We start from the raw sequence: 26,529 nt of genomic DNA on the forward strand, positions 1-26,529 counted from the left end.
ACGAACGTGCCGCGGGCCCCTCAGCCGCCCCCGCCGCCGGCCCTCGCGTCTTCCGCCGACGACACCGCCGACGCCAGGGCCTTGCGCAACCCCCGCATCAGCTCGGGCAGGTGTGGAGCCGGGGCCCCGCTGCGCTCGGTGAGCGCGTCGAGCCGCTCCTTGTACTGCCTGCGGTCCTTGCCCGAGATGACGCCGCGCAGCTTGCCCGTCGCCGCGCACACGACCAGGGCAGCGTCGCCCGCGGGAACCTCGGACACCGGAACGGGACCGCGCAGGACCGCGAGCGCCTCGGCGTGCAGGACCTCGACGTATCCGGCGCGCTCCAGTTCGTACCGCCGGGAGGGAAAGATCCCGAAGACCCGGGTGCGCTCGGTCCGCAGATAGCCGTCGGACACCAGTTGGTCGCGCACGTCGTCCCGTGTGTCGCGGGCCTTGTGCGTGATCCAGCCGCGCCATTTGCGGGGCCGGGACTCCTCGATGAGTTCCAGGACGCCGTCGAGCACCGCATCGCCGGTGCGCGCGCCGAGGACCGGCGTGACGATGCCGTCCACATCCGAGACGAGTCCGCGCTGGGCCAGCTCCGCGAGCGCGCAGGCCCGCACCGCGAGGTGCAGGTCGGGGGCGCCGGTGATCTTGTGCCGGCCGGTGTCCCAGGCCAGCAGGAAGATCCGGGTCGGCAGTGAGAGCGAGCCATAAGGCATGGGGCCTCCTTGTTCGCGGTCACGATAATTCGTTGACGGCGGTGGGGTCGCACCGTACGGTGTATATCGGTTCTGTTGTCGCCGATAGGAGTAGGACGTTGCTCGTCTGAGGTCTGGAGTCACCGCGTCACACGGCTCGGCCGTGTGCGTAGCGTGCGACCTCGGCGTTCGAGCCGTCCTTCGGCGCAGGGCCCACTTTCCCGCCCTCGCCTCCTGACGACGCTGCTTCCGTCCTGCTGTCGCACCTCGCGGTGTCCCGAAACGCGTTGCCCCTGACCGCGCTTCATCTCACGCAACCGCGAGGACCACATGTCTACTGTCCCCACCTCCATCACGTGTACGTCGCTCGACTTCACCTGGCCGGACGGCACCCGTGTCTTCGACGGACTCCAGGCGGCCTTCGGTCCTGGCAGGACCGGTCTCATCGGTGTCAACGGATCGGGAAAATCAACCCTGTTGAAGCTGATCGCCGGTGAGCTCACGCCGGGCGAGGGCGCGGTCCGTGTCGCGGGTGACATCGGGTACCTGCCGCAGAACGTCACTCTCGACACCGGTCTGCGCGTCGACGAGGTGCTCGGCATCGCCGCAACGCGCGCCGCCCTGCACGCCATTGAGTCGGGCGACGTGGCCGATGAGCACTTCACGGCGGTCGGCGACGACTGGGACGTCGAGGAGCGCGCCGTCGCGGCCCTCGATCAGCTCGGCCTCGGTCACATCGGCCTCGACCGCACCACCGGGGAGGTGTCGGGCGGTGAGTCCGTGCTGCTGCGCCTGGCCGCGCTGCTGCTGCGCCGTCCCGACGTACTCCTTCTCGACGAACCCACCAACAACCTCGACCTGTACGCCCGTCGGCGGCTGTACGCGGCCGTCGACGCCTGGTCCGGCGTCCTGGTCGTGGTCAGCCACGACCGTGAACTCCTCGATCTGGTCGACCAGATCGCCGACCTTCGGGAAGGAGAGGTCAAGTGGTACGGAGGCAACTTCACCGCGTACGAGGAGGCACTGGCCGCCGAGCAGGAGGCGGCGGAGCGCATGGTGCGCGTCGCCGAGTCCGACCTGAAGAAGCAGAAGCGTGAACTCGCCGACGCGCAGGTCAAGTTGGCCCGGCGCAAGCGGTACGGCCAGAAGATGTGGGACACCAAGCGCGAGCCCAAGGTCATCATGAGCGAGCGCAAGCGCCAGGCCCAGGTGTCGGCGGGCAAGCACCGCATCATGCACGAGGAGAAGCTCAGCGAGGCGAAGGAGCGCTTGGACGACGCCGTCGACGCGGTGCGGGACGACGACGAGATCCGCGTCGATCTGCCGTTCACCGCGGTCCCTCCGGGCCGTACGGTACTCACCGTGCGCGAGCTGACCCTGCGTTATGGAGCACGGGTCCAGGGCGAGTTCGAGCTGCGCGGTCCTGAACGGATCGCGCTGGTCGGCCGCAACGGCGCGGGCAAGACCACGCTCCTGCGCACCATCGCCGGAGAACTCGACGCCGTGGAAGGAGAGGCGCTCGCGCACGTCCCGCTGCGTTTTCTGCCGCAGCGCCTCGACGTTCTCGACGAGGATCTCTCCGTCGCCGAGAACGTGGCGCGCTTCGCGCCCGACGCCACCAACAACAGGATCAGGGCCCGCCTGGCCCGCTTCCTGTTCAAGGGGGCGCGGGCTGATCAGCTGGCGGCGACCCTGTCGGGCGGCGAACGGTTCCGGGCGGCGCTCGCCGCGCTGCTGCTCGCGGAGCCCGCGCCGCAGCTCCTGATGCTCGACGAGCCGACGAACAACCTCGACATGGCGAGCGTGAAACAGCTGGCCACGGCCTTGGAGTCGTACGAGGGAGCGCTGATCGTGGCCAGTCACGACGTGCCGTTCCTGGAGTCGATCGGCATCACACGCTGGCTGCACCTCGACGGCGAAATGAAGGAAAACACGACAGAAGGTGTCCGGTATTCCGGCTAGCTTCGCGTGTATGCACCAATACATCACGATCACCGGAGCCCGTGAGAACAACCTCAAGGAGGTGGACCTGCGCATTCCGAAGGACCGGCTCACGGTCTTCACCGGCGTCTCGGGGTCGGGGAAGTCGTCGGTCGTGTTCGACACGATCGCGGTCGAGTCGCAGCGCCAGCTGAACGAGACCTTCACGTGGTTCGTCCGCAACCGGCTGCCGAAGTACGAGCGGCCCCGCGTGGACGCCATCGAGGAGCTCTCGCCCGCGATCGTCGTGGACCAGCGGCCGATCGGCGGCCACTCCCGGTCGACGGTGGGCACGATGACGGACATCTACTCGGTGATGCGCGTGCTGTTCTCACGGCACGGCACACCGAGTGCCGGTCCGGCGACGGCTTACTCGTTCAACGACCCGTCGGGCATGTGTCCCGAGTGCCACGGCCTGGGCAAGACCGTACGGCCCGACTACGACCGCATCCTGGACCCCGCCAAGTCCCTGGCGGACGGCGCGATCCTCTTCCCGCCGTTCACCGCGGGGACCTGGCAGGGCCAGACCTACACCAACACCCCCGACCTGGACACGCACAAACCGGTGGGCCAATTCACCGCGCGGGAGCGGGAGTTCCTCCTGCGCGGCGGAAAGCACGGCGGCAAGGTCAACGTCGACAACAGCGGCGGCGCGACGCGGGACATCGACTACGAAGGGCTCGCCGACCGCTTCGAGCGGCTCTACCTCAACCGCGATCTGTCGACGCTCACCCAGAAGACCCGCGACCTGGTGCAGCGCTTCCTCGTCGAGGGCAGGTGCGATGTCTGCGACGGGGCGCGGCTCAACGCGGCGGCGCTCGCCACCCGTATCGACGGAAGGAACATCGCCGACTGCTCGCGCATGGAGGTCACCGACCTCATCGCCGCCCTGGAGCCGATCGATGACCCGGTGGCCGGACCGATCGCGGCGGCGGCCGTGGCGGCCCTCGAGCGGATCGAGGCGATCGGGCTCGGCTATCTCAGCCTCGGCCGCGAGACGTCCACGCTGTCCGGCGGCGAGGGTCAGCGACTGAAGACGGTGCGGCACCTCGGCTCGAGCCTGACCGGCATGACGTACATCTTCGACGAGCCGAGCGTCGGCCTGCACCCGCGCGACGTGGGGCGGCTCAACGATCTACTGCTGCGCCTGCGCGACAAGGGGAACACGGTCCTGGTCGTCGAGCACGACCCGGATGTGATCGCCGTCGCCGATCACGTCGTCGACATGGGCCCCGCGGCGGGTACGGGCGGCGGTCTGGTCGTCTTCGAGGGGACGCCGGACGAACTGCGCCGCGCGGACACGCTCACGGGCCGGCACCTGCGGCGCTCCACGGGCGTCAAGGAGAGCCCGCGCGAGGCCATCGGCGGCCGGTGGGTCAAAGGCGCCGACCTGCACAACCTCAAGGACGTCAGCGTGCGCGTGCCGACGGGGGTGCTCACGGCGGTGACGGGCGTCGCAGGCTCGGGCAAGAGCACGCTGGTGTCGCGGGCGTTCGTCGCCGAACACCCGGACGCCGTGGTCGTCGACCAGTCGGGCATCGGCATCTCGGGCCGGTCGACCCCGGCGACGTACCTCGGGATCATGGATTCGCTGCGCAAGCTCTTCGCGCGGGAGACCGGCCAGGAGGCGGGGCTCTTCAGCTTCAACTCCTCCGGTGCGTGCGAGAGCTGCGAGGGGCGCGGGGTCATCCACAGCGACCTCGCGTTCATGGATCCGGTGACGACGACCTGCGAGGCGTGCGAGGGGCGCCGCTTCAAGGAGGAGGTGCTCCGGCTGACCGTCGGCGGCAGCTCCGTCGCCGACGTGCTCGACATGACGGCCGAGCGCGCCCTGGACTTCCTGGCCGCCGTCGACGACACGGCGGTACGCCGCCGGCTGCGCGCCCTGCGTGATGTGGGGCTCACGTACCTGACGCTCGGGCAGCCGCTGAGCACCCTGTCGGGCGGCGAGCGCCAGCGCGTCAAGCTCGCCACGCAGCTGCACCGCACCGGCACGACGTACGTCCTGGACGAGCCGACGACCGGGTTGCACATGGCCGACGTGGACGGCCTTCTCGCCCTCCTCGACCGGCTCGTCGACGCGGGGAACACCGTGATCGTCGTCGAGCACAACCTGGAGGTCGTCAAGCACGCGGACTGGGTGATCGACCTCGGCCCCGACGGCGGCAAGCACGGCGGCCAGATCGTTTTCGAGGGCACGTCGGGGCAGCTGATCGACGCGGAGGGGTCGTTCACCGCCATTCATCTGCGGCGGGGCCTGGGCCTGGACCCCTCCCACGCTGCATGATGTGCGGCAACACCCCGGTCCGGCGCGCAGCCGGGCGGGGCGCCCCCCGCCGCTCCCCCCTACGGAGAACATCCCGTGCCCAGCAGGAAAGCGCTGATCCGCCGGCCAGGACCGCGCATCGCCGAAGGCCTGGTCACGCATGTCGAGCGGACCCCGGTCGACGCGGGTCTCGCCTTCGACCAGTGGGTGGCGTACGCCGAGACACTGCGGGCGCACGGCTGGGAGACGGTCGAGGTGGAGCCCGCCGACGACTGCCCTGACGCGGTCTTCGTCGAGGACGCGGTCGTCGTCTTCCGCAACGTGGCGCTGATCGCCCGACCCGGCGCCGAGTCACGGCGCGCGGAGACAGCCGCGGTGGAGGAGGCGGTGGCCCGGCTCGGCGCCTCCGTGAACTGGGTGTGGGAGCCGGGCACGCTGGACGGCGGCGACATCCTGAAGGTCGACGACACCATCTACGTGGGGCGTGGCGGGCGCACGAACGCCGACGGTGTCCGGCAGCTGCGGGCCGTCTTCGAGCCGCTGGGGGCGCGGGTCGTGACCGTCCCCGTGGCCAAGGTCCTGCATCTGAAGTCGGCGGTGACGGCCCTGCCCGACGGCACCGTCATCGGCCACCCGCCGCTCGTGGACACGCCCTCGCTCTTCCCGCGCTTCCTGCCGGTTCCCGAGGAGTCGGGGGCTCACGTGGTGCTGCTCGGTGGCTCGAAACTGCTGCTTGCGGCGAGTGCGCCGAAGAGTGCGGAGCTGCTCGACGGCCTCGGTTTCGATCCGGTGATAGTGGACATCAGCGAGTTCGAGAAGCTCGAAGGCTGTGTGACATGCCTCTCAGTGCGGCTCCGGGAGCTGTACGCATGACCAGTCCTGGGACGACTGGGGCGGGAGAGGCCGCTGGGCCCCGACTTCTCGGCCACTTTACGGAGGGCTTAACCTACGGCAACGTAACCTACGACACCGTAGGTAGGTAGCACCCGCTCGTGCTACCGCGTAACCCCTACGCACGTAATCCGTAAAAAAACTCCCGTCCCCCTGGAGCCCCCGTGACGATCACCTCTCCTCATCTCGGCAGCACGGAAGACTGGACCGACGCCCGGTTGCTGTTCGCCCTGGAAGAAGTGGTCGAGAAGGAGCTCAACCGCCACATGAAGGTGGCGAAGGACTGGATGCCGCACGAGTACGTGCCGTTCTCCGACGCCCGGAACTTCCCCGGCTACTTCGAGGACGGCCAGGCCTGGGAGCCCGAGCAGTCCAAGGTGACCGACATCGGCAAGATCGCCCTCGTCGTCAACCTCCTGACCGAGGACAACCTCCCCAGCTACCACCACGAGATCGCGTCGCTCTTCGGCCGCGACGGCGCCTGGGGCACCTGGGTGCACCGCTGGACCGCGGAGGAGGGCCGCCACGGCATCGTGATGCGCGACTACCTCCTCGCCTCGCGCGCTGTGGACCCCGACAAGCTCGAGCAGTTCCGCATGGCGCACATGGCCGAGGGCTTCGAGTCCGACAACCGGCACTCGATGCTGCACTCGGTGGCGTACGTGGCCTTCCAGGAGCTCGCGACCCGCGTCTCGCACCGCAACACGGGCCACCAGTCGGGCGACCCGGTCTGCGACCGCATGCTGGCGCGCATCGCCACCGACGAGAACCTGCACATGGTCTTCTACCGCAACCTCCTGGGCGCGGCCTTCGAGCTCGCCCCCGACCTCACCATGCAGTCCGTGCGTGACGTCGTCGTCGACTTCCGGATGCCCGGACACGGCATGCCCGGCTTCGAGCGGGCCGCCGCGCAGATGGCGATCGGCGAGATCTACAACATGCGCATCCACCACGACGACGTGATCCAGCCCGTCCTGCGGTACCTGAAGGTCATGGAGATCGGCGGGCTCGGCCCCGAGGGTCTCAAGGCTCAGGAGGAGCTCGGCCTGTACATGAACGGGCTCGACACCGAGGCCTCCAAGTTCGACGAGAAGCTTGCTGCTCGCAAGGCGCGGATGGCCGCTCGGGGGAAGTAGGCACCCTGCGGGTGGGTGGGGCCTGACCTGAACGCCGCTTCGCGGCGCATTTCTCCCACCCACCCACCCGATTGCCCCGCACTCACACGTACGACGTAGAAACAGCCAGTGCCGCGTCCCTGACATCCGGGATGCCGTGGTTCCGCAGGGACGTCAGCAGGTCGCGCCATGGGCCCGCCCAGTCCGTCCGCTCCCCGAGCGCCTCCACCGCCGCCACGGCGAAGAGGCCGGACGCGTGCGTGCCGTCCTCGGCGAGGCGGTCCGCACCGCCAGTGCCGGGCGCCCCTCGTGCAGCAGAGCGAGCCGCGACGGCGTCCGCGCGGATCCGGTCGAGGAACGGTTCGGCGTCGGCCCCGAAGAGGGCGGGCCGGGTCTCGGCGAGCGCGGACAGGGCGGCGGCCCGCACCGGGTCCTGCTCGTTCGCGAGCCGGGTCATCTCTTCGAGTACGGAGGTGACTTGGGCCTCTTCCCCGGAGCGGGCGGCATTGCGGACGAGCAGTGGCCACGCCTCCGCACGGTCGTCGGCGGCGGGCCGCCGGGTCGCCGCCACGAGCCGCTCACGTACCTCGGCGCAGGGCAGGAACGACTCGGCGAGCAGCACGGAACTCCAGTGCCCGCCACGCTCCTTGACCCGTTCGGCCATCCGCCGCGCCTCGTCGGCCACGGCGCTGCGGGGCAGCGCGCCGAGAATGACCCCGTCGACGGTGGCGAACCCCGCACCGCGTCGCGGATTGACGAGGGGGCGGGGCGGCTGGATTCGAACCAGCGTGTTCCGGTTTTGGAGACCGCCGCGACTGCCTCTGCGCTACGACCCCGCCCTTGGAGCGGATCCTATCCGGCCGCGCCCCGTAAGGGGCGCGGGGAACTGCGCGACCAGCCCCCACCGGCCCGCGGACCCCCACCGCGCTTCCAGCAGCGCGCCGAGCGATGCACGCTGCGGACAGCAGTCAGGTCGGCCGACAGCGGGGCCGTTCACCACTGCGCCTCCTGGTAATCCTTCAGGAAGACCCCCGAGACCGGCGCGCCCGCCTCGCCCCGCACGATCGGGTCGTAGATCCGGGCCGCTCCGTCCACCACGTCGAGAGGCGTGCGGAAACCCGCGTCGGCGATGCGGTCCTTCTTGGGGGCCGGGTTCTCGTCGGTGATCCAGCCGGTGTCGACGGCACACATGTGCACGCCGCGCTCGGCGAGTTCGGCCGCGCTCGTGCGGGTGAGCATGTTCAGGGCGGCCTTGGCCATGTTCGTGTGCGGGTGCCCGGGCATCTTGTTGCGCACCGCGAAGCGGCCCTCGACCGCCGTGACGTTGACGATGTACGTACGGGGACGGGGCGAGGCGAGGAGCAGCGGCAGAAGCCGGTCGCAGAGCAGGGCCGGGGCGAGCGCGTTGACCAGCTGGGTCTCGAGGACCTCGGCGGGGTCGAGGTCGCCGAGCCGGGCCGACCAGGAGTTCTCCGGCGATGCGTCGCGCAACAGGCCCGCCTCGTCGGCAGCGCGGAGGGCGTCGGCCGCCCGGAGGGCGTCGGACTCGGGCAGGGAATCGGACTCGGGCAGGACCAGGGCGAGCGCACCCCGCGTCGCGGTGGAGTCCTCCAGCGCCCCCATCGGCTTGAATCCCGGCGCGCCACGGGCCCCGGCGGGCAGTTGCGTCGACTCCCCCGCGGCAAGCGCGGCGTACGACTCGGGTGGCCGTCGGACCGTCTGCGCCGCGTTGTTGACCAGGATGTCGAGCGGCTCCGCCTCCTGCCGCAACTCCTCGCACAGGCCGAGGACTTGGCGCGGGTCGCGCAGATCGACGGCGAGCACCGTGAGCCGGTCGAGCCACTTCTCGCTGCCCGGCACCGCACGGAAGCGCCGTTCCGTGTCGTGCGGGAAGCGGCTGGTGACCAGGAGTTCGGCGCCGTCGCGCAGCATCATCAGGGCCAGCTGGAAACCGATCTTCACCCGGCCTCCGGTGAGCAGCGCGCGACGCCCGCTCAAGTCGGTCCTCAGACCACGCCGGGAGCGGTTGTCGGCTGCGCAGTCCGGACAGAGCCGGTGGTAGAAGGAGTCGACCTGTCGATACGACACCTTGCAGACATAGCAGGGCCTCGGCCGTCGGAAGACCCCGGCGGCACCCTCGGTGACCAGCGGCGCGTCCTCGCGGCGGCCGTCGGCGCCGGTGGCGGTCGCGGCCATCACCGCCGCGTCGGCGGCGGAGAGTTCGGCGCCGCGCGCCTTGCGTCTGCGCAGCCGTCCGTCGCGGGCGAAGGAGGCGGCGACCTGCTCGGCGCGCAGCCGTACCGGATCGTCGACCGGCAGCTCGCGGAGCCTGCCGATCACGTCGTGGAAGACCGCGAGGTCCGCCTCGCTGATCCCGCCGCTCTCACTCATCCGTCCTGCCCCGCCCGCGCCGTCCGCTCGTGGTCCCGGCCGGATTCGAACCGGCGTATCCGCCTTGGCAAAGCGGCGAGTCTGCCTCTGCTCTACAGGACCCCACACACACGCGGACCAGGAGTCTTCAGGTCCGCCCGCGCTCCAGGAGCGTAACCGCGGCAGGGCCGCCGTGCCGAACCGATTTACGACCGCCCACCCCGGTGCAACGGTGGGCAGCGGGGGTGGAACCCATGGCACAGACCCATGAGTGGATGTTCTACGAGGTCATGTGGCGCGGTTGGGCGCGGCGGGCACAGGTGCCCTATCCCGTTCCGTGGTGGGCCCAAGCGGCCTTCCGGCGCTGGAGCGACGACTTCGACTCGGGAACGTACGACTCCAAGGAGGCCGCCTTCGCCTCCAACGCCCTGTACCGCTACTGGCACATGGTGGGCGTCAAGGACCACCGCCAGGAGTCCCTGATCGGGCAGGCGGGTGAGATCGAGCCGGTCTACGACAAGTACTGCCTCTCCTTCTTCCTCTACTCGCCTTCGACCGGTGCCGTGCGTCTGCCGCAGCTCGCGGACGCCGGGGTGGTCGGCCAGCGTATGGAGGCGCCCCATCTGCCGGTGGTCCTGACGACGTTCCGCACCGCCGACGGCACCGAGTTCGTGCAGCGGACCTTCGGGACGGCCATCGGCGCCCGGCAGCGGGACCTCGTCGTGACCCGCCTGACCGTGGGCAGCTCGACCGGGCAGCCACGCGAGGGCTGGCTGTGCGCGGCCCTCATGCCCGCGGGGCCGAGCGGCTTCCAGCGGCACGACCGCAACGGCCGCCAGATCACGGACCGGCGCCTGACGTTCCTGCGCCATCTGCCCGGTGAGGGGAGGGTGGAGACCAACAGCGGCTGGGGGCCGGTGTTCGACACGCCGCCCGAGCAGTACGGGATGTACGGCAACCCGGACTTCACGTACGACCCGGACTCCTATCTGACCCGCAGCCCGTTCCACGATCTCGTCATGGGCGGCAAGCTGAACGGCGCGCTTCAGGCGCAGGACCAGATCGCGGGACTGTGCAGTGCGGCGTTCGCCTGGCCCTACCGGGTCGTGGACGACGAACTGTTCGAGCTCGATGTACGGCTGCCCGTCGACCTCTACAGCGGTGCCACCGACCTGGCGGAGATCAGGGCCACTCCTGCCGTCGCTCTGGAGGAGGCCAACCGCGTCTTCTGGACGGGCAAGCTGATCGCGCAGGGCGTTCAGCCCGAACTGCCCCGAACTGTCGCACACTTGGCGGACCAGTTCCGTCAGTGCCGCTCGCAGCTCCTGATCCTCTCCGACCACGGCGAGATCCATCCGGGCCCCACCGTGTACGACTCCTTCTGGATCCGTGACTCCTCCGTCGAGGCCACCGCGTGCTCACTGGTCGGCGACTCGGCTCTGGCCGAGCGCCAGTTGGGCACGCACTATCCGCTCAAGTTCAACCGCGGCTCTGGGCGGATCGGGCCGTGTGCCGAGTACGGCTTCTACGGCGGCCCGCACGAGATGGACGACCGCGAGTGGGACAGCAACGGCCAGGCGCTGTGGGCCATCGGCCGCTTCGACCGGACGCACGGCCGCTCCACCGCGTTCGGGGCGAAGCTCTACACGCCGTACGTCATCGACGGCGCCCGGTGGCTGCGTGACAACCGCGACCAGTACGGCCTGCTGCACAGCGGGTGGAGCGCCGAGCACCTCGGCGAGCGCGACAAGCCGCACTACTGGGACGACCTGTGGGGCCTCGCGGGTCTCTACGAGGCCGCGCGGCTCGCGGAGCGGATCGGTTCCCCCGACGTGACCGAACTCTGGGGCGCTTTCGACGACTTGAAGCGGGCGACGGCGGCGTCGATCCGCTGGGTCCTGGAGGAACAGCGCAGGCGCGGCGCCTGGGAGACGTACATCCCGACCGGTCCTGGTGACGTCGGTCGGCTCGACTCGACGATGATCGGCACGGCGGCGTTCTTCCACCCGCTGCGGCTGCACATGGGCAGCAAGCTGGGCGAGGACATCGACCGGGCGGCCCGCTCGACGCTCGACACGATGTACGCGCACTTCGTGACCGGCGGCTACCGGCACGAGGCGGCCTGGAACGCCTACGGCCCCTATCTCACGACGCAGTTGGCGCACGCCTATCTGCTGTCCGGCGACGCCGCCCGGATGGACACGCTGCTCGGCTGGATCGTGGGCGCCTCGCTGCCGCGGACCGAGGAAAGGGCGGTGGCGCTAGGCGCGTGGAACGAGCAGCACGCCTTCCCCATCGCCTCCGACTACCGCGAAGTCCCCTCCCGACACTGGTACATGGGGGACATCCCGCACGGCTGGGCGGCGGCCGAGTATCTGCTCCTGATCCGCGACATCCTCTTCTTCGAGGCCGACGAGGACCACGACCCGCATCTCTACATCGCTCCGGGCGTACGTCCCCACTGGGTGCCGGACGGCACGTCGGTGGCCGTCGACGACGCCCCGAACCTGTTCGGCGCGCCCTTCGGCTACCGGCTCACCCATGACGCGGGCGGCCGGAAGGTCACCGTGGACATCACACGGGCGCCGGAACGCGTGCGGTACGTCTATCCGTGCCGGTTCGGCCCGGTGCGGGGGGTGACGGCGGACGGCCGCGACCTGACGGTGACGGGGGACGACGTGCACATTCCGGCGGGGACGAGGAGGTTCACGGTCACGTACGCCTGATCACGTGCGCGTGGTCACGTACGCCTGTCCGGTGTGCGTGGTCGCGTACGCCTGGTCAGCCGCGCCTGAGGCTGAGCCGCTCCTTCTCCGAGAGGCCGCCCCAGACACCGAACCGCTCGTCGTTGGCCAGGGCGTAATCGAGGCACGCCGTGCGCATCTCGCAGAGCTGGCAGATGTACTTCGCCTCGCGCACCGAGCTGCCCGGTTCGGGGAAGAAGAACTCGGATCCCGTCTGGGCGCACAGGGCCTGCTTCTGCCAGTCGAGTTCCGGCTCGGCCGTTGTGTGGATCTGCATGCGGTCGATGCTGGCAGCGGGCGCGAAACAACGGATCAACGAACGATCAACGCCGCGACGTGCACTGTTTCAAGCTTCTCCTTGTTGCCCGCGGGGAACACAGCGAAACGTTTCACGGGCGGATCATGTGCGGCACGGGGCGACTGTGTCCAGCTCCTCCTGGCCCGCCGGTGCCGGCCCCGGAAGGCCGTGGCCTGCAAGCCGTCGGCCTTCCGGCTTCTCCTCTCAGCCCGTACTCGTCTCAGCCCGTACTCGGCGCCTCCGGCTGCATCAGCGCAAACCGCGCCCCGGACGGGTCAGCGAGCTTGGCGAAGCTGCCGACGCCCGCGAGGTCCATGCGTGCCACCCGCACCGTGCCCCCTGACGGCTCGACCTCGGCGAGCACCTCGTCGATGTCGCTCACCTGGAAGTACGGAGTCCAGTACGCCCCTGCCTCGGCTTCGTCCGGGGCCTCGGACAGCGGCCACAGGCCACCGAACATGTCGTTCTCAGTGCCGCCCGCCGGATGCACCATCGTGTACGAACCGCCCTCGAAGGCCTGGGTGGAGGTGCCCCAGCCGAACACGGAGCCGTAGAACTCCTGGGCCGCTTCGATGTCCGGCGTGTAGAGCTCGGTCCAGCACATGCTGTTCGGCGCGTCCACCAGGTCGAGGCCCTTGTTCGTGCCCGGCTGCCACACGGCGAAGCCGACGCCTTGGGCGTCGCTGAAGACGGCCATGCGGCCGAGGTCGCCGACGTCCATGGCCTCGTACACCGTGCTGCCGCCGGCCTGCTCGACCGCCTTGGCCGTCGCGTCGGCGTCCTGCGTCTTGAAGTAGAGCGTCCAGGCCGGAGGGGCCTGATCGGCGGTGACGGTCATGGCGCCGGCCACGGTCTTCCCGTCCGCCTGATACATGCCGTATCCACCGAATTCGGCGCCGCCCGAACTGAACTCCCACCCGAAGAGTGCGCGGTAGAAGGCGTGGGCGCCTTCCAGATCCGGGGTGCCGAGGTCCACCCACGTGGGGGCGCCCACGACATAACGGGTATTGAGCATGATCGACTCCTTTGTCGCATCTCTCTTCCGTCCTTCCAAGTCTGGCACTCGGCACTGACAGTGCGCGCATGCTGCCACCTTGTGAAAGAACCAAAATTCTGAGAGCGCTCTCAGCCACAACTCTTGACGCTTGGATTCGCCGACGCAACAGTGGTCGCACCCACACGGCCAACCACCCCCCACGGCCGCACAACATCCCCCACATATCCCCCCACACATCCCGGGAGACCTTCCGTGATATCGCGTCGAGTGTTCCTGTCCACTGCCGCCGGTGCCGCCGGAGCCCTCACCTACCCCGTCTGGGGAAGTGCCCTCAGCCCCCGCGCCAAGGCAGCCCCCGCGACCTGTGAACTCGCCCTCCAGAACAAGTCGTTGCCGGGCAAGGTGAACGCCTACGTCACCGGACACGAGGAGGGCACCGACCGCTGGGTCCTGCTGAAGCCGGACGGCGGCGTCTACCGGCCCGACTCGCCGTCGGCCCCGGAGACCCCGCTGCCCGTCGACTGCGCGATTCCGCTGGGCGCGGCCGGTTCCGCGCCGAAGATCCTGACGCTTCCTCACATGTACGGCGCCCGGGTCTACTTCGTGCGAGACGACAAGCTGGACTTCTTCCTCAACCCGGGGCCCTCGCTCGTCGAGCCCGCCTTCGCGACCAAGGAGGACGCCAACTACGGGCGCACCTGGTCGTTCTGCGAATTCACCTTCAACAACGACCAGTTGTACTCCAACATCAGCTACGTCGACCTCGTCACGGCCCTCCCCATCGGCCTGACCCTGGAGGGGGACGACACGCACAAGGTGGCTCCACTGCCGGACGGAGCCGTCGACAAGATCGCCTCGGACCTCGTCGCCCAGGGGAAGAAGGACGGGCAGCCCTGGGGCGACCTGGTGATCCGCGGCGAGGGCGATGACGTACTGCGGGTCATCTCGCCGCAGAACCTCATGGCTCCGTTCTTCGACCGCCCCGATGAGATGCCGTTCCGGGACGTGTGGAGCAGCTACATCGACGAGGTGTGGGAGAAGTACCGCGGCACCGACCTGAAGATCGACCTCCAGGGCGGCCGTGGCGTGTTCACCGGACGGGTGAGTGGCGACACGCTGACGTTCAACGGTGGGCACACGTTCTCGAAGCCGACGTCGAAGGACATCTTCACCTGCAACCACGGGCCCTTCACCAATGACCCGGGGGACAACGACGACAAGAAGGGCCTGCTCTCGCGGCTCGCGGCGGGGTTCAACCGCAGCATCATGCTGACGCACGCGGAGCAGCCGAACGGGGCCGGTTCCGGGGACTACTACAAGGGCGATGTGACCAACCACTGGTCCCGCGTGGTGCACGCGAACTCGCCCATCGGATACGCGTTCCCGTACGACGACGTCCGTCCTGACGGGGAGCCTGATGTGTCCGGCGCGGCGCACGACGGCAACCCGCGACGGTTCACGGTGAGCGTGGGGGCGTAGGGGGCGTAGCCCGGGCCGATTCCCCGGCCCGCATCACACTCACGCCGCCCCGTCGCGCGCTGGTCGCGACGGGGCGGCGGTGTGCCGTTCGGCTGGGCTTACTTGCAGCTGTTGCCCGTGGCCGGGTTGAGCAGGCCGATGACGTTCACGGAGTCACCGCACACGTTGACGGGGATGTCGACGGGAACCTGCAGGAGGTTGCCGCTGAGGACGCCGGGCGAGTTCTGCGCCGTGCCCTCGGCGTTGGCGCCGGGGCCGGGGTCGGCGATGGCGGAACCGGCCCCGCCGATGACGGTGACCGCGGCGAAGGCCGCTGCTGCCAGGATCGCGCGCTTGCGCATGGTGTTACCTCCGATGAGGGAAAGTACTGATCCGAGCCTCACCCGGTCACCGCCCGACAAAAACGCGGGTGGACCGTGCGGGGGAACGAGGACACCCGTTCGTGGAACGCCGGGAGGTTTTGAGCCTCGGAGCGCCGGAGAACGGGGCGGAACCCGGACACCCCGCGGGGCCGCGAGAGCCCCTGACCCGTGGCCAGACATTCACGCAACGGCGGAACGCCGGAGGGCCCCTGATTCGCCCAGGGAGGTGCGGGTCGTTCCGGGGACGTGCATGGCGGGACCCGGCCTGCCCCGCCGCCGACAGGGAAGGCGCGAGGCCAGACACTCGCAGGGCGGCGGCATACCCTGCGCCGGACCCGTCCCGACAGGGACGGGTCCGCACGTTCCAGGGACCGACCGAGGCACATCCCGACCTCGCGGTCGCCGAGAAGACGCAGGCCGGACACTCGCAGGACGGCGAGAGGCTCCGGCCCGGGAGTCGGCCCGCTCAGTGGGTCGGTAAGACTCAGTGGGTCGGTAAGAGAGGGCCGCCCCCTTACGCCGACCCCCTCCGTACCAGCTTCGTCGGCAGGACCACGCTCTCCGTCGGCAGCTCGCCCCGTGCGAGCAGCATCCGGGCCATCAGCCGGCCCATCTCCTCGATGTCCTGGCGCACCGTCGTCAGCGGCGGCTCCACCTGTTCGGCCACCGCCAGCATGTCGTCGAAGCCCACCACCGCGACGTCCTCAGGCACCCGCATCCCCCGCTCGCGGAGCACCCGAAGCGCGCCCGACGCCGTCAGATCGTTGGCGGCGAAGACCGCGTCGAGGTCAGGGACGCGGTCGAGGAGTTCGCGCATCGCGCGCTCGCCGCCCGCCGGGGTGAAGTCGCCCTGCGCGACGAACCTCTCCCCCGCCTCCGGCAGGACGTCGCGAAAGCCGTCGAGACGGTCCACCGCCGACGTCTGGTCGAGCGCCCCGCTGATGTGCGCGATGCGGGTGCGGCCCAGAGAGACCAGGTGGCGCACCGCGTCCCGCGCCCCGCCCCGGTTGTCGCAGTCGACGTACGGAGACGCCACTGCCCCGTCCTGCCATCCCGGACGACCGCCGAACACCGTCGGCACCCCCGCGCCCTGGATGATGCCGGGCAGCGGATCGTCCAGGTGCAGGGAGAAGACGAGGGCGCCGTCCACATGGCCACCCGCCAGATAGCGGCCGACCCGCTCGTGATCGTCCCGTCCCTCCGTCAGGAGCAGCACGAGTTGCACGTCACGAGAGGTCAGCTCCTTGCTGATGCCCCGCAGTTGCAGCGCGAAGAACGGGTCGGCGAACACCCGCGTCTCCGGTTCGGCGATCACCACGGCGACCGCGTCGTGGCGGCGGGTCACGAGACTGCGGGCGGCGCGGTTCGGCACGTAGCCGAGTTCGTCGACCGCCAGCCTGACCTTCTCGGCGAGCACCTCGCGTACGCCCGTGTCGCCGTTGACGACTCTGGACACCGTGGCCCGGGAGACTCCGGCCCGTGCGGCCACGGCCTCCAGGGTGGGGCGCGGGGCGGCGCTGGACGGCTCGGTCACGTGAAGGCTCCTCGGGGGCGGCTTGCTGGTGTGCGCCGGTCAGGATACGACCGGCGGGCGGGGTGCGGAGATACCCCCGCCCGCGTCACCTCCGCGCGTCCTCCCTGATCAGGTCGGCCGCCTTCTCCGCGAGCGCCACCGTGGGAGCGTGCGTGTGGCCGCGCGTGATCCGCGGCATGACCGAGGCGTCCACGACCCGCAGCGCCGTCACCCCCCGCACCCGCAGCGCCGGATCGGTGACCGAATCCTCGTCGCTGCCCATCCGGCAGGTGCCGACCGGGTGGTAGAGCGTCTCGGACGCCCCGCGGATCGCCCGGGCGAGGGTCCCGTCGTCGACCGTGCCCGGATGCGGGGCCAGCGGCCCCGTTGTGTACGGGGCGAAGGCGCGGCCCGCGAGAAGTTCCTCCGCGCGGCGCACCCCGGCGACGAGGGTGCGGATGTCGGCCTCCGCCGTCAGGTAGCCGGGATCGATGAAGGGCGCGGAGCCGACACCCGGGCCCTTCGGGGTGATCTGGCCCTCGCTCTGCGGCTGGAGCAGCACCACGCCGATGGTGATGCCGTGTTCGGTGGGCGGAGTCAGGCCGTGATTGACGAAGGGGACCGGCGCATAGATCAACTCGATGTCAGGAGCGGTCAGTTCGGGCCTCGTCTTGATGAAGGCGACGGCTTCGCCGATGTTCGACGTGAGCGGGCCGCGCCCGCCGAGCAGGAAGCGGCCGACGTTGGCGAGGGAGTCCGCACCGGTCAGCGTGATGGGCTCGGGGCAGCGCATGGTGACCACGTAGGAAAGGTGGTCCTGGAGGTGGCGGCCCACGCCCCGGGACGCGACGCGTGTCTCGATGCCCGCCCTCGACAGGTCGTCCGGGTCACCGACGCCGGAGGCCTGGAGGAGCTGCGGGGAGCCGATGGCGCCCGCGCTGAGGATCACCTCGCGGCGGGCGATCAGCTTCCCCGGGACACCGTCGGCGATGACACCGGCCACGCGCGTCCCGTCGAACTCCAGCCTGCGGACCCGCGCTTGGGTGAGGACGTGCAGGTTGCGGCGGCGCCTTGCCGGTTTCAGATAACCGTCGGCCGCGCTCCAGCGGCGACCGCGGCGCTGGTTGACCGGGGTGAGCGCGAAGCCGCTGTGGTCGGGCTCGTTCAGTTCGGTCAGCTCGCGCAGGCCCGCCTCACGGCAGGCGTCAAGGAACGCGGTGGTGGTCGGGTTGAGGGCGCGGGGCGGGGAGATCCAGAGCGGCCCGTCGGTTCCGTAGCCGCTCCCGCTGCCGCCGCCGGTTCCGTATCCGCTGTCGGCGCCTGTCGCGCCCGCGTCATCTGCCCCGCCTGTCCCGCCTGTCCCGCCCGCCTTGACGCCTGCCGTGCCCGCACCGCCCGACCACCGCTCCGCGCGCCGGAAGTAGCGTTCGAACGCGTCGTAGGACCATTCGGGCCCCGCGGCCTCGCCCCACGCGTCGTAGTCGTCGCGGTGGCCCCGCACCCACATCATCGCGTTCATCGAGGACGAGCCGCCCAGGACGTGGCCACGCGGCCAGTACAGTTCGCGGCCGTCGAGCGCGGGCTGCTTCGCGGTGGAGTAGTTCCAGTCGTAGGGCGTCTTGAACAGCTTCGGGAAGGCCGCCGGGATACGAATCTCGGGCTTCCGGTCGCGCGGCCCCGACTCGACGAGCGCCACCCGTACCGCGGGGTCCTCGGAGAGCCGGGCGGCGAGAACGCATCCCGCGGAACCGGCACCGACGATGACGTAGTCGTACACGCTGTCCTTGCTCAACTCGACTCCTTTGAAGGGCAGTTCGCGGAGGATGCTCACAGGGGACGTACGGGCGTGGCGCGTGCATGAGGCGTACAAGGAGTACACCCAACGTGTACCTCTGGGTAAAGGGATGGCGCCGTGGATCGGCGGCACCTACACGACCTCCACATAACGACCAGAAGGGCCGACGCCGAGCACAGCTCCGTCGGCGCCTTCGGGCGGGCCTGTTCGCCGACGGTCCGACCCGCATCGGGCACCCGGGGCAGGGCACCTAGGCTGTCGGGATGTTCACGAAGCGGAGAGCGCGCAAGCAGGCTGAGCTGCACGAGGAGCTGGGCGCCGCGCTGCGGGCCCCGGACGCGGAGGTCCGCCGGAAGGCGGCGATCGCCGCGGCCGGGGCCGGCGAACTCCAGTGGGCGCTGCGCGAACTGACGCGGGCGGTGGAGCGCGAGCCGTGGACGGAGGACTTCGACGAGACCGTGGTGGTCGGCTTCGTCACCGTGCTCCGCCGCGACCAAGGGGTCCGTGAGCGTACGCAGCGGATCTTCGCGACACACTTGGACGATCCCGAAGGCTTCGTGCGGGCCTGGACCGAGCTGACGGAGGACCTGGGCGGCGGCCCGGCCGTTCGGGAGGTCGAGGGCGAACTGCGCGACGACATGCGGGCCCGCCTCACCTACCTGCGCGACGAGGGCCATGCGGCCGAGGTGCTGTCCGGCATCGGGCAGCCCCTCACCTTCGCGCGCGAGTTGGCGTTCGACATCACGGCCCTTCTGGCCTCGCTCGTGATGCGCCGTAACACACCGGTGCCCGAGGCCGAGGCGAACCAGGTCCGCGCCGAGATGCGCGCGGCCCTCAAGAAGGCCCTGCCCCACGCGCCGGGGAGCGACGAACGAGCCGCGGTGCTGGCCCCGTTGACCCGGACACCGGCGGTGCGGTCCTGGACCGACCGCGCGCGTGCGGGCCTGTATGCCGACGAAGCGCTGGCCCTGTGCGCCGGCGGGGAGCGGGACTTGGTGGCGCTGGGCACGGAGGCCCTGGCCAAGCTCTCCTTCCGCGAGGTGGTCCGGCGTGACCAGGTGCGCGAGACACTCGACCGCCTCGTCGCACAGGCGGGACGGGCAGCAGGCCAGGCGGGACAGGCAGCAGGCCAGTCAGCAGGCCAAGCCGCAGGTCAGGAGCCACGCGGGGCACAGCAAGACCAAGACGCCCAAGATGCCCTGGACCCCTTCCTCCTGAGCCAGATTCTCGCCTGCTACAGCCACCTGCACGTCCCGCTGCCCCTGGACGATCCGCCCTTCGACCTCTTCCTGGACGGGCTGCGCCACCCCGACCCCGCCGTCCGCGCCTCCGCGGCCGACGGCCTCGACCCGATCGCGACGGGCTCCCCCGTGGAGGGCCGTGCCGTCGAGGGCCTCGTCGGACTCCTGGAGCACGATCCGGAGGTCGACGTACGCAGGCATGCCGCCACCGCGCTGCGGTGGCTCAAGTACGGCGACGAACAGCACTCCGGCATCGCCGCCGACGCCCTGGCACGCCAGGCGGACTCGCCCGACCCGGAGATCCGCGCGCACAGCGTCGCCGACGCCCTGCAGCGGGGCGCACCCGACGCGTACGAGCGGCTGCTGACCGGGCTCGAATCCCCGGACGCGCACTGGCAGTTGCTGTCCGGTCTGATGAACATGCCCGGCGGGTCCGGATTCGCCCTCCCGTCTCGCTCCGTGCGCAAGGCGCTCATCGAGCGCCTCGAAGCACTGCGCGCCACGGGCTGGGCCGAGCGGGACGCGGCCGCGGTCCTCCCCGACGCGGACGACCGGGCGGAGCTGCTCACCGACCTCCTGGAGACCTTGAACGACCTCTAGCCGTGATCGTGATCATGGCTGGACGCCCCGGACGCCCCGGCCTCTCCGGCGCCTGCGGACTCCTTCTCCACCCCGGATGACTTCTTGGCCTCCCCGGATGACTTCTCGGCCGCCCCGGAAGCATGGTGCGGCTCGTAGTCCGGAATCGTTCCGTCCGGCTTCTTCACCAGGAAGAGCCCCACCATCCCCATGTCGGAGTGGCTCTGCACATGGCAGTGGTACATCCAGGCGCCCGCCCCCACCCCCTCCCCCGCGATCACCTGGAAGCCGAAGGAGTCCCCCGGCCCGGTGATCTTGTCGTCGAGGATCTGGCTCGGGTCGTCGGGACCGGTGAGCAGGCCCGTGCGGTTGTCCGCCCAGCGGTGACCGTGGATGTGGAACGTGTGGTAGTACTCGCCGTGCGTGATCGAGACGAACTCGACCCGATCGCCCACCGTGGCCTCGAAGTTGGGGCTGTCGTGACCGGCCTTGTTGTTGATCGTCATGTCATTGAAGACGATGGTGAAGGTCTTGTCCGGCAGCAGGTCGCCCTTGCGGCGCACGATCAGCGGACCGTAGAGCCCCTTGCGCACACCGCCCGTTCCGTGGTCGGTGCCGACCACGTGGTCGTGGTAGTGCCAGTAGCCCGCGGTGCCCGGCCGCCAGGTGCCGTCCTTGCGGCGGCCCGGCGCGTGCGTGCGCCAGGTGTACGTGCGCTTGCCGCCCGGCTCGACATCGCTCTTGGTGTGCTTGGTGCCGTCGTTGGAGATGTCGTAGTCCATGCCGTGGACGTGCAGGCTGGCGTTCACGTCCATCGTGTTCTCGAACTCGATGTGCAGGGTGTCGCCCTCGTTCAGCTCGATGAGCGGGCCGGGTATGGACGCCTTGCCCTTCTCCAGGCCGTAGCCCATCTGTCCGTCCGGCAGCTTCTCCGCGTACATCTTGATGCGGCGCACCTCGCCGCCCGCGGGCGCTGTCCTCGGTGCGCTCTCGGCCGTGCTCGCCTCGGGCGCGGAAGCGAGGGACAACGATGTCACCCCGGCCGTCGCGGCCACCCCGCCCACAAGCATCCGCCGGTTGAAGCTCCGTCGGTCCATGCCGAACTCCCCACTGCGGTACCGAGACTGACGGGGCGCAGGTGGCCCCCGAGACGGCCACACGGTATCGGGGGGATCCTCGTTTATCCACACGCAGGACAAAGTTCGCGGAATTCCGTCCGTACCTATTGGCGACTGGCCAAAAGAGGTCTAGCTTCATCCGCGCCTGTTGCTGTGACCGACGAGGGGTGGGTGTACTCATGCGGCTCACACCGCATCAAGAGCCCTTGGCTGTACGAGGGTTGAGCAGAGCCAGACGCAGATCGAACCGCCACGACCAGAACCAGAGCGACAACCAGAGCCGGAGCAAGCAACGGAACCGGGTCGGCTCCCGCCGCGCCTGGGCCGCCGCCCTGCTCTCCGGAGCCATGGTCACCGGCGCGCTCTCCACACAGGCCGCCACCGCGCGGCCCTTTCCCGAACCGCCGTTGACAACGATGTCCCTGCCGTCGCCGCCCGGCCAGGCGAATGTCCGTGTGCTCGTCTTCCACGGCTCGGCTGCGGACGGCGACGAGTCACCGGTCGTGAACGCCGGCATCGAGGCCATCGAGAAGATCGGCCAGTCGGGCCCGGCCGCCGAGCGGTTCAAGATCGTGGCGACCGATGATCCTGCGGTCTTCACGAACGAGGCCAAGCTCGGCAAGTTCAACGCCGTCGCCTTCCTGACCGGCGGCGGCGACGTCCTGGACTCCGAGCAGGAGGCGGGCCTCGAGGCCTACATGGAGGCGGGCGGCGGCTTCCTCGGCATCCATGACGCGGCCCGCGCCGAGCCGTACTCGACCTGGTTCACCGGCCTGATCGGCGCTCGTCCCGCCGACTCCAGCCCGACGAACGTGCAGCGCGCCACTGTCGAGGTGGGCGACCGGGAGAACCCGGCCACCAAGGATCTGCCCCTCCAGTGGAAGCGCCCCGACCAGTGGCTGAACTGGACCAAGAACCCGACCGGCGAGGTCCACACCGTGGCTCGCGTACGGGAGTCGACGTACCAGCCGGGCGCGAGCAAGAACGGCGCCGACCACCCGGTCTCCTGGTGCCGTGACTACGACGGCGGACGCTCCTTCTACACCGGCATGGGCGGCACGGCGGCCTCGTACGACGAGACTGACTTCCGCCAGCACCTGCGGGGCGCACTGAACTGGACGACCCGCATCTCACGCGCCGACTGCAAGTCAACGATCACCGCCAACTACAAGGCCCAGCGCCTGACCCAGGCCAACCAGCCGGGCCAGAACGACCAGATCGGCGAGCCGCACGGCCTGGTCACGGCGCCCGACGGCAAGGTCATCTACATCGGGCGCGGCGGCGCGGACTCCTCGCAGCCGGTCATCACCGACTGGAACAACCCGGACATCGGCAAGGGCAAGGGCGAGATCCACGTCTACGACCCCAAGACCAAGAAGTCGACGCTCGCCGGAGCGCTCACCGTCTTCGGCAACAAGGGCGGCGGCGATGAGCTGATCAAGGTCGAGGAGGGTCTGCTCGGCATCGAGCTGGACCCGAAGTTCGAGCAGAACGGCTGGGTGTACCTGCACTACACACCCCACTCGAAGATCAACCGCGAGACGCACATGGCCGAGCGCTACGTCTCCCGCTTCACGCTCGACCGCGCCACCGACAAGCTCGACATGGGCAGCGAGAAGGTCCTGCTCAAGTGGCCGGTGCAGATCCACAGTTGCTGCCACGCGGGTGGCGGGATGGCCTGGGACTCCAAGGGCAACCTCTACATCGCGACCGGTGACAACAACTCCTCGCAGTTCAGCGACGGTTACTCGGGCAACAACCCGCAGCCCAACTTCAAGGGTGTCTCCTTCGCCGACGCGCGCCGCACCGCGGGCAACACGAACAACCTCAACGGCAAGATCCTGCGCATCCACCCGGAGAACGACGGGACGTACACACTCCCCTCGGGCAACCTCTTCACCGGCAAGGAACCGGACGAGGGCGGCGGCAAGACGCGCGGCGAGATCTATGTGATGGGCGTCAGGAACCCGGCGCGCATCTCCGTCGACAAGAAGACCGACACGCTCTACGCGGGCTGGGTCGGCCCCGACGCCGGTGCGCCTTCGACGACGTGGGGTCCGGCGAAGTACGACACGTTCGCCGCGATCACCCACGCCTCCAACCGCGGCTGGCCGTACTGCATGGGCAACAACCAGCCCTACCGCGACCGCAATCTGCCGGACCCGACGAAGCCGCTGGGCTGGTACGACTGCAAGAACCTCAAGAACGAGTCGCCCAACAACGACGGCCTGGTGAACATCCCGCCCGCCGAGCCGAACAACATCTGGTACTCGCCGCAGGGCGGCGGCGTCGACTACCCGCGCGACGCGAAGGGCGTCCCGAGCTACAAGACGGAGGAGCAGAAGATCCTCCTGCCGTGGCTCAAGGGCGGCGGCCAGGCCACGATGAACGGCCCGGTCTACCGCTACGACGCGACGAGCACGAGCGCCGACAAGTGGCCCTCGTACTGGGACGGCAAGTGGTTCGTCGGTGACTTCTACGACGCCGACCAGCCCCGGCACGCGGTCCTCACCGACCCGAAGACGGTCGGCAGCGGCGGCCTGCCCACGCACGCCGAATCCCTGAAGAAGATCATCCCGATCGGTAACGACGGCATCAAGAACCTCATGGACTGGAAGTTCGCTCCTGACGGTTCGCTGTACGTCCTGGACTACGGCCGAGGGTTCTTCACCTCGGACTCCAAGTCGGCGCTGTGGCGCGTCACTTACTCGGGCGGCGAGGCCACACCGGCCGCCAAGGACCTGGCAAGGAAGGCCGGATGATGCCAGCGCTGCGACAGCGAAGACTCTGGACGGCGCTTGTCGCGTCGCTCCTCATGGTGCTCGGCCTGACGTCGACGGCGGCGAGCCAGCCCGACAACCCCGGCGCCGCGGCCGCCCAGACCCTGACCTGGACCGCGAACAACGGAATCGACAAGTACGCCTCCGCGCCCGCAACGGCGGTCGCGGGCGCGACGACGATCGTCTTCGAGAACAGCGAGGCGACCGGCAACGACACCGGCATGCCGCACACGCTGACGTTCGACGTCTCCGACCCGGAGTACAACAACGACGTACCGCTGAACATCCTGGCCAACCCGAACGACGACCAGGGCGGCAAGCACACGGCGGAGGTCACCCTCACGCCCGGCCGTTACCGCTACCACTGCACGATCCCGGGCCACGGTTCGATGCAGGGCATCCTCGTGGTGACCGAGGGCGGCGGCGAGGACACCACCGCTCCCGAGACGGCGGCCAAGGTCGAGGGCCAGACCAACGCCGACGGCGCGTACGTCGGTTCCGCCACCGTCTCGGTGACGGCGACGGACGCGGGTTCGGGCGTCGACAAGACCGAGTTCGCGGTCGGCGCCGACGGCGCCTGGCAGCCGTACACGGCGCCCGTGGTCGTCGACCAGGTCGGCACCCACAAGATCCGCTATCGCGCGAGCGACAAGGCGGGCAACGTGGCGGCGGAGAAGGCCGTCGACTTCAAGGTGGTCGCGCCGGACACGAACGACAAGACGCCTCCGGAGACCTCGGCCACGGTGACCGGCGAGAAGAACGACAAGGGCGAGTACCTCGGGATGGCGACCGTCACCGTGACGGCGTCCGACACCGGCTCCGGTGTCAACAAGATCGAGTACGCGATCGGTGACGGCGGAGCGTGGACGGCGTACACCGCGCCGGTCATGGTCCACGCGGCGGGCCCGTACAAGATCCGCTACCGCGCGTCCGACAAGGCGGGGAACCAGGCGGCGGAGAAGGCCGTCGAGTTCACCGTGGTCACGCCGCCGGTCCAGGACAAGACGCCGCCGGAGACCGCCGCGAAGGTCGAGGGCGACAAGAACTCGGACGGCGCGTACGTCGGCAAGGCGAAGGTGACGGTCACCGCGACCGACGCCGATTCCGGTGTCGACAAGGTCGAGTACTCGCTCGACGGCGGCCCGTACCTCGCGTACTCCACCCCGGTCGTCGTCGACCGCGTGGGCCGGCACACGGTGGCCTACCGCGCGAGCGACAAGGCGGGCAACACGTCGACGGCCAAGAACGTCTCGTTCACGGTCAAGGAGGGCGGCAGCGTCCCGGCCCCCAACTGCGCGGAGTTCGACGAGCGGTTGACGGTCATCGTCGGCACCGTCGACACGGGCATCCCGAACCGGGTCACCAACAACCGCTGCCGCATCAACGAGCTGATCGAGGACGAGAAGGAGTGGACATCGCACGCGCTCTTCCTCAAGCACGTCAAGAGCGTCACGGACAAGCTCCTGAAGGCCGGTGAGATCGACCAGCGCGAGTACAACAAGATCAACAAGGCCGCCAAGCAGTCCGGCATCGGTAAGCCGGGCCAGACGGACGGCTACCGCAAGATCTTCGACGGCACCCAGGACTCCCTGGACAAGTGGGAGCAGGTCGGCGGCGGCAAGTTCGGCCTGAACGCGGATGGTTCGATCACCAGCAGCACCACCGTCGAGGGCATGGGCATGCTGTGGTTCCCGGAGCGCAAGTACGGCGACTTCTCGCTGAAGCTCCAGTGGCGGGACGACGCGCCGGGCAACGGCAACGCCAACGGCGGTGTCTTCGTGCGCTTCCCGCAGGTCCACGACCACCCGGAGGAGTCGCGTCCGGAGTGGGTCGCCATCAAGTACGGGCACGAGATCCAGGCGCTCGACAAGCCTGACGGCGACATGTACAAGACGGGGTCCATCTACGGCTTCGACCGGGTGGGTCTCGCCGGCGCCGGCGTCACCCCGAAGGGCACGTGGAACGACTACGAGGTCAAGGTGGTGGACCAGCACTACTCGATCTACCGCAACGGCGTCCTGATCAACGAGTTCGACAACACGGGCGGCCAGGAGTTCACACCGCCCCGTGGCGACGACCCGGGCACGGACGGACGGCGGTACTCGTCCGGCTATGTCGGGGTGCAGGTGCACGGGGTCACGGACGTGATCTCGTACCGGGACATCCGGATCAAGGAGCTGTAGCCTTCGCGGCTGATCGCGTCCCACTGCGGCGGGCCCCCCCCCCCCCCGCGGGGGGGGCCGCGGAGCGGATGGGGCGTGTGAGTTTTATTGGTAGGGGGGGGTGGGGGGCCCCACCCCCCCCCCCCCACCACCCCCCCC

18 protein-coding genes and 2 tRNA genes are annotated in these 26,529 nt (G+C 69.7%); 9 read left to right on the plus strand and 11 right to left on the minus strand.

Going from position 1 to position 26,529, the window contains the following annotated elements:
• Positions 1 to 20: 20 nt before the first annotated feature.
• The gene (locus tag ACFQ7F_RS22585) at positions 21 to 701 is read right to left on the minus strand and encodes a GPP34 family phosphoprotein (protein WP_383273115.1); all 681 of its coding nucleotides are present in this window, start codon (positions 699 to 701) and stop codon (positions 21 to 23) included.
• A 309-nt stretch (positions 702 to 1,010) separates the two neighbouring features.
• Here ACFQ7F_RS22585 and ACFQ7F_RS22590 point away from each other — a divergent pair, with 309 nt between their 5' ends.
• From ACFQ7F_RS22590 to ACFQ7F_RS22605, 4 genes are all read left to right on the plus strand, one after another.
• On the plus strand, positions 1,011 to 2,642 hold the full coding sequence (locus ACFQ7F_RS22590; RefSeq protein WP_383273118.1) for an ABC-F family ATP-binding cassette domain-containing protein: 1,632 nt from the start codon (positions 1,011 to 1,013) through the stop codon (positions 2,640 to 2,642).
• A gap of 10 nt (positions 2,643 to 2,652) precedes the next feature.
• The gene (locus ACFQ7F_RS22595; protein WP_383273120.1) at positions 2,653 to 4,947 is read left to right on the plus strand and encodes an ATP-binding cassette domain-containing protein; all 2,295 of its coding nucleotides are present in this window, start codon (positions 2,653 to 2,655) and stop codon (positions 4,945 to 4,947) included.
• A 75-nt stretch (positions 4,948 to 5,022) separates the two neighbouring features.
• Complete coding sequence (gene ddaH, locus ACFQ7F_RS22600; RefSeq protein WP_383273122.1) at positions 5,023 to 5,799, plus strand: dimethylargininase; 777 nt, start codon at positions 5,023 to 5,025, stop codon at positions 5,797 to 5,799.
• A gap of 182 nt (positions 5,800 to 5,981) precedes the next feature.
• Positions 5,982 to 6,953 (plus strand): acyl-ACP desaturase, encoded by a 972-nt coding sequence (locus ACFQ7F_RS22605; RefSeq protein WP_383273124.1) that lies wholly within the window; start codon positions 5,982 to 5,984, stop codon positions 6,951 to 6,953.
• Between the two features lie 82 nt (positions 6,954 to 7,035).
• On the opposite strand, the gene ACFQ7F_RS22610 is transcribed toward ACFQ7F_RS22605, so the two are convergent.
• The 4 genes from ACFQ7F_RS22610 to ACFQ7F_RS22625 all read right to left on the minus strand — a co-directional run bounded on the left by ACFQ7F_RS22610 (position 7,036) and on the right by ACFQ7F_RS22625 (position 9,425).
• Positions 7,036 to 7,596: a hypothetical protein gene (locus ACFQ7F_RS22610; RefSeq protein ID WP_383273126.1), complete on the minus strand. Its 561-nt coding sequence runs from the start codon at positions 7,594 to 7,596 to the stop codon at positions 7,036 to 7,038.
• 98 nt (positions 7,597 to 7,694) lie between these two features.
• A tRNA-Trp gene (locus tag ACFQ7F_RS22615) sits at positions 7,695 to 7,770 on the minus strand.
• A 155-nt stretch (positions 7,771 to 7,925) separates the two neighbouring features.
• Entirely contained in the window at positions 7,926 to 9,323 is a 1,398-nt protein-coding gene (locus ACFQ7F_RS22620) for an SDR family NAD(P)-dependent oxidoreductase (protein ID WP_383273128.1), read from the minus strand.
• Between the two features lie 30 nt (positions 9,324 to 9,353).
• Positions 9,354 to 9,425, minus strand: a tRNA-Gly gene (locus ACFQ7F_RS22625).
• A 131-nt stretch (positions 9,426 to 9,556) separates the two neighbouring features.
• Between ACFQ7F_RS22625 and ACFQ7F_RS22630 the strand changes: the two genes are divergently transcribed.
• Complete coding sequence (locus tag ACFQ7F_RS22630) at positions 9,557 to 12,028, plus strand: hypothetical protein (protein ID WP_383273130.1); 2,472 nt, start codon at positions 9,557 to 9,559, stop codon at positions 12,026 to 12,028.
• Positions 12,029 to 12,083: 55 nt separating this feature from the next.
• Here ACFQ7F_RS22630 and ACFQ7F_RS22635 read toward each other — a convergent pair whose 3' ends face one another.
• Together ACFQ7F_RS22635 and ACFQ7F_RS22640 are read right to left on the minus strand one after the other, a co-directional pair.
• Positions 12,084 to 12,323 carry a WhiB family transcriptional regulator gene (locus ACFQ7F_RS22635; RefSeq protein WP_383273132.1) on the minus strand — a complete coding sequence of 80 codons (240 nt, stop codon included), beginning with the start codon at positions 12,321 to 12,323 and terminating at the stop codon, positions 12,084 to 12,086.
• 241 nt (positions 12,324 to 12,564) lie between these two features.
• Positions 12,565 to 13,359, minus strand: coding sequence for a VOC family protein (locus ACFQ7F_RS22640; RefSeq protein WP_383273134.1), 795 nt, complete (start codon positions 13,357 to 13,359; stop codon positions 12,565 to 12,567).
• A gap of 234 nt (positions 13,360 to 13,593) precedes the next feature.
• On the opposite strand from ACFQ7F_RS22640, the gene ACFQ7F_RS22645 reads away from it, so the two are divergent.
• Entirely contained in the window at positions 13,594 to 14,820 is a 1,227-nt protein-coding gene (locus ACFQ7F_RS22645; RefSeq protein WP_383273136.1) for a glycoside hydrolase family 64 protein, read from the plus strand.
• Between the two features lie 98 nt (positions 14,821 to 14,918).
• Here ACFQ7F_RS22645 and ACFQ7F_RS22650 read toward each other — a convergent pair whose 3' ends face one another.
• From ACFQ7F_RS22650 to ACFQ7F_RS22660, 3 genes are all read right to left on the minus strand, one after another.
• On the minus strand, positions 14,919 to 15,161 hold the full coding sequence (locus ACFQ7F_RS22650; protein ID WP_383273138.1) for a chaplin: 243 nt from the start codon (positions 15,159 to 15,161) through the stop codon (positions 14,919 to 14,921).
• A 535-nt stretch (positions 15,162 to 15,696) separates the two neighbouring features.
• Complete coding sequence (locus ACFQ7F_RS22655) at positions 15,697 to 16,716, minus strand: LacI family DNA-binding transcriptional regulator (protein WP_383273140.1); 1,020 nt, start codon at positions 16,714 to 16,716, stop codon at positions 15,697 to 15,699.
• An 85-nt stretch (positions 16,717 to 16,801) separates the two neighbouring features.
• Positions 16,802 to 18,487: a GMC family oxidoreductase gene (locus ACFQ7F_RS22660; protein WP_383273142.1), complete on the minus strand. Its 1,686-nt coding sequence runs from the start codon at positions 18,485 to 18,487 to the stop codon at positions 16,802 to 16,804.
• A 266-nt stretch (positions 18,488 to 18,753) separates the two neighbouring features.
• Here ACFQ7F_RS22660 and ACFQ7F_RS22665 point away from each other — a divergent pair, with 266 nt between their 5' ends.
• A complete protein-coding gene (locus ACFQ7F_RS22665) occupies positions 18,754 to 20,331 on the plus strand; it encodes a HEAT repeat domain-containing protein (RefSeq protein ID WP_383273144.1) in 1,578 nt (525 codons plus the stop codon).
• Here ACFQ7F_RS22665 and ACFQ7F_RS22670 read toward each other — a convergent pair.
• The gene (locus ACFQ7F_RS22670; protein ID WP_383273146.1) at positions 20,328 to 21,407 is read right to left on the minus strand and encodes a multicopper oxidase domain-containing protein; all 1,080 of its coding nucleotides are present in this window, start codon (positions 21,405 to 21,407) and stop codon (positions 20,328 to 20,330) included. The two genes, ACFQ7F_RS22665 and ACFQ7F_RS22670, sit on opposite strands and share 4 nt — an antisense overlap.
• 368 nt (positions 21,408 to 21,775) lie before the next feature.
• On the opposite strand from ACFQ7F_RS22670, the gene ACFQ7F_RS22675 reads away from it, so the two are divergent.
• Together ACFQ7F_RS22675 and ACFQ7F_RS22680 are read left to right on the plus strand one after the other, a co-directional pair.
• A complete protein-coding gene (locus ACFQ7F_RS22675) occupies positions 21,776 to 24,190 on the plus strand; it encodes a ThuA domain-containing protein (RefSeq protein ID WP_383273156.1) in 2,415 nt (804 codons plus the stop codon).
• Entirely contained in the window at positions 24,187 to 26,391 is a 2,205-nt protein-coding gene (locus ACFQ7F_RS22680; RefSeq protein ID WP_383273148.1) for an OmpL47-type beta-barrel domain-containing protein, read from the plus strand. The genes ACFQ7F_RS22675 and ACFQ7F_RS22680 overlap by 4 nt, the downstream gene beginning before the upstream one ends.
• Positions 26,392 to 26,529: the final 138 nt, after the last annotated feature.

Origin of the sequence: Streptomyces sp. NPDC056486 (genome assembly GCF_042795295.1) — a bacterium.
Taxonomy (GTDB): Bacteria; Actinomycetota; Actinomycetes; order Streptomycetales; family Streptomycetaceae; genus Streptomyces.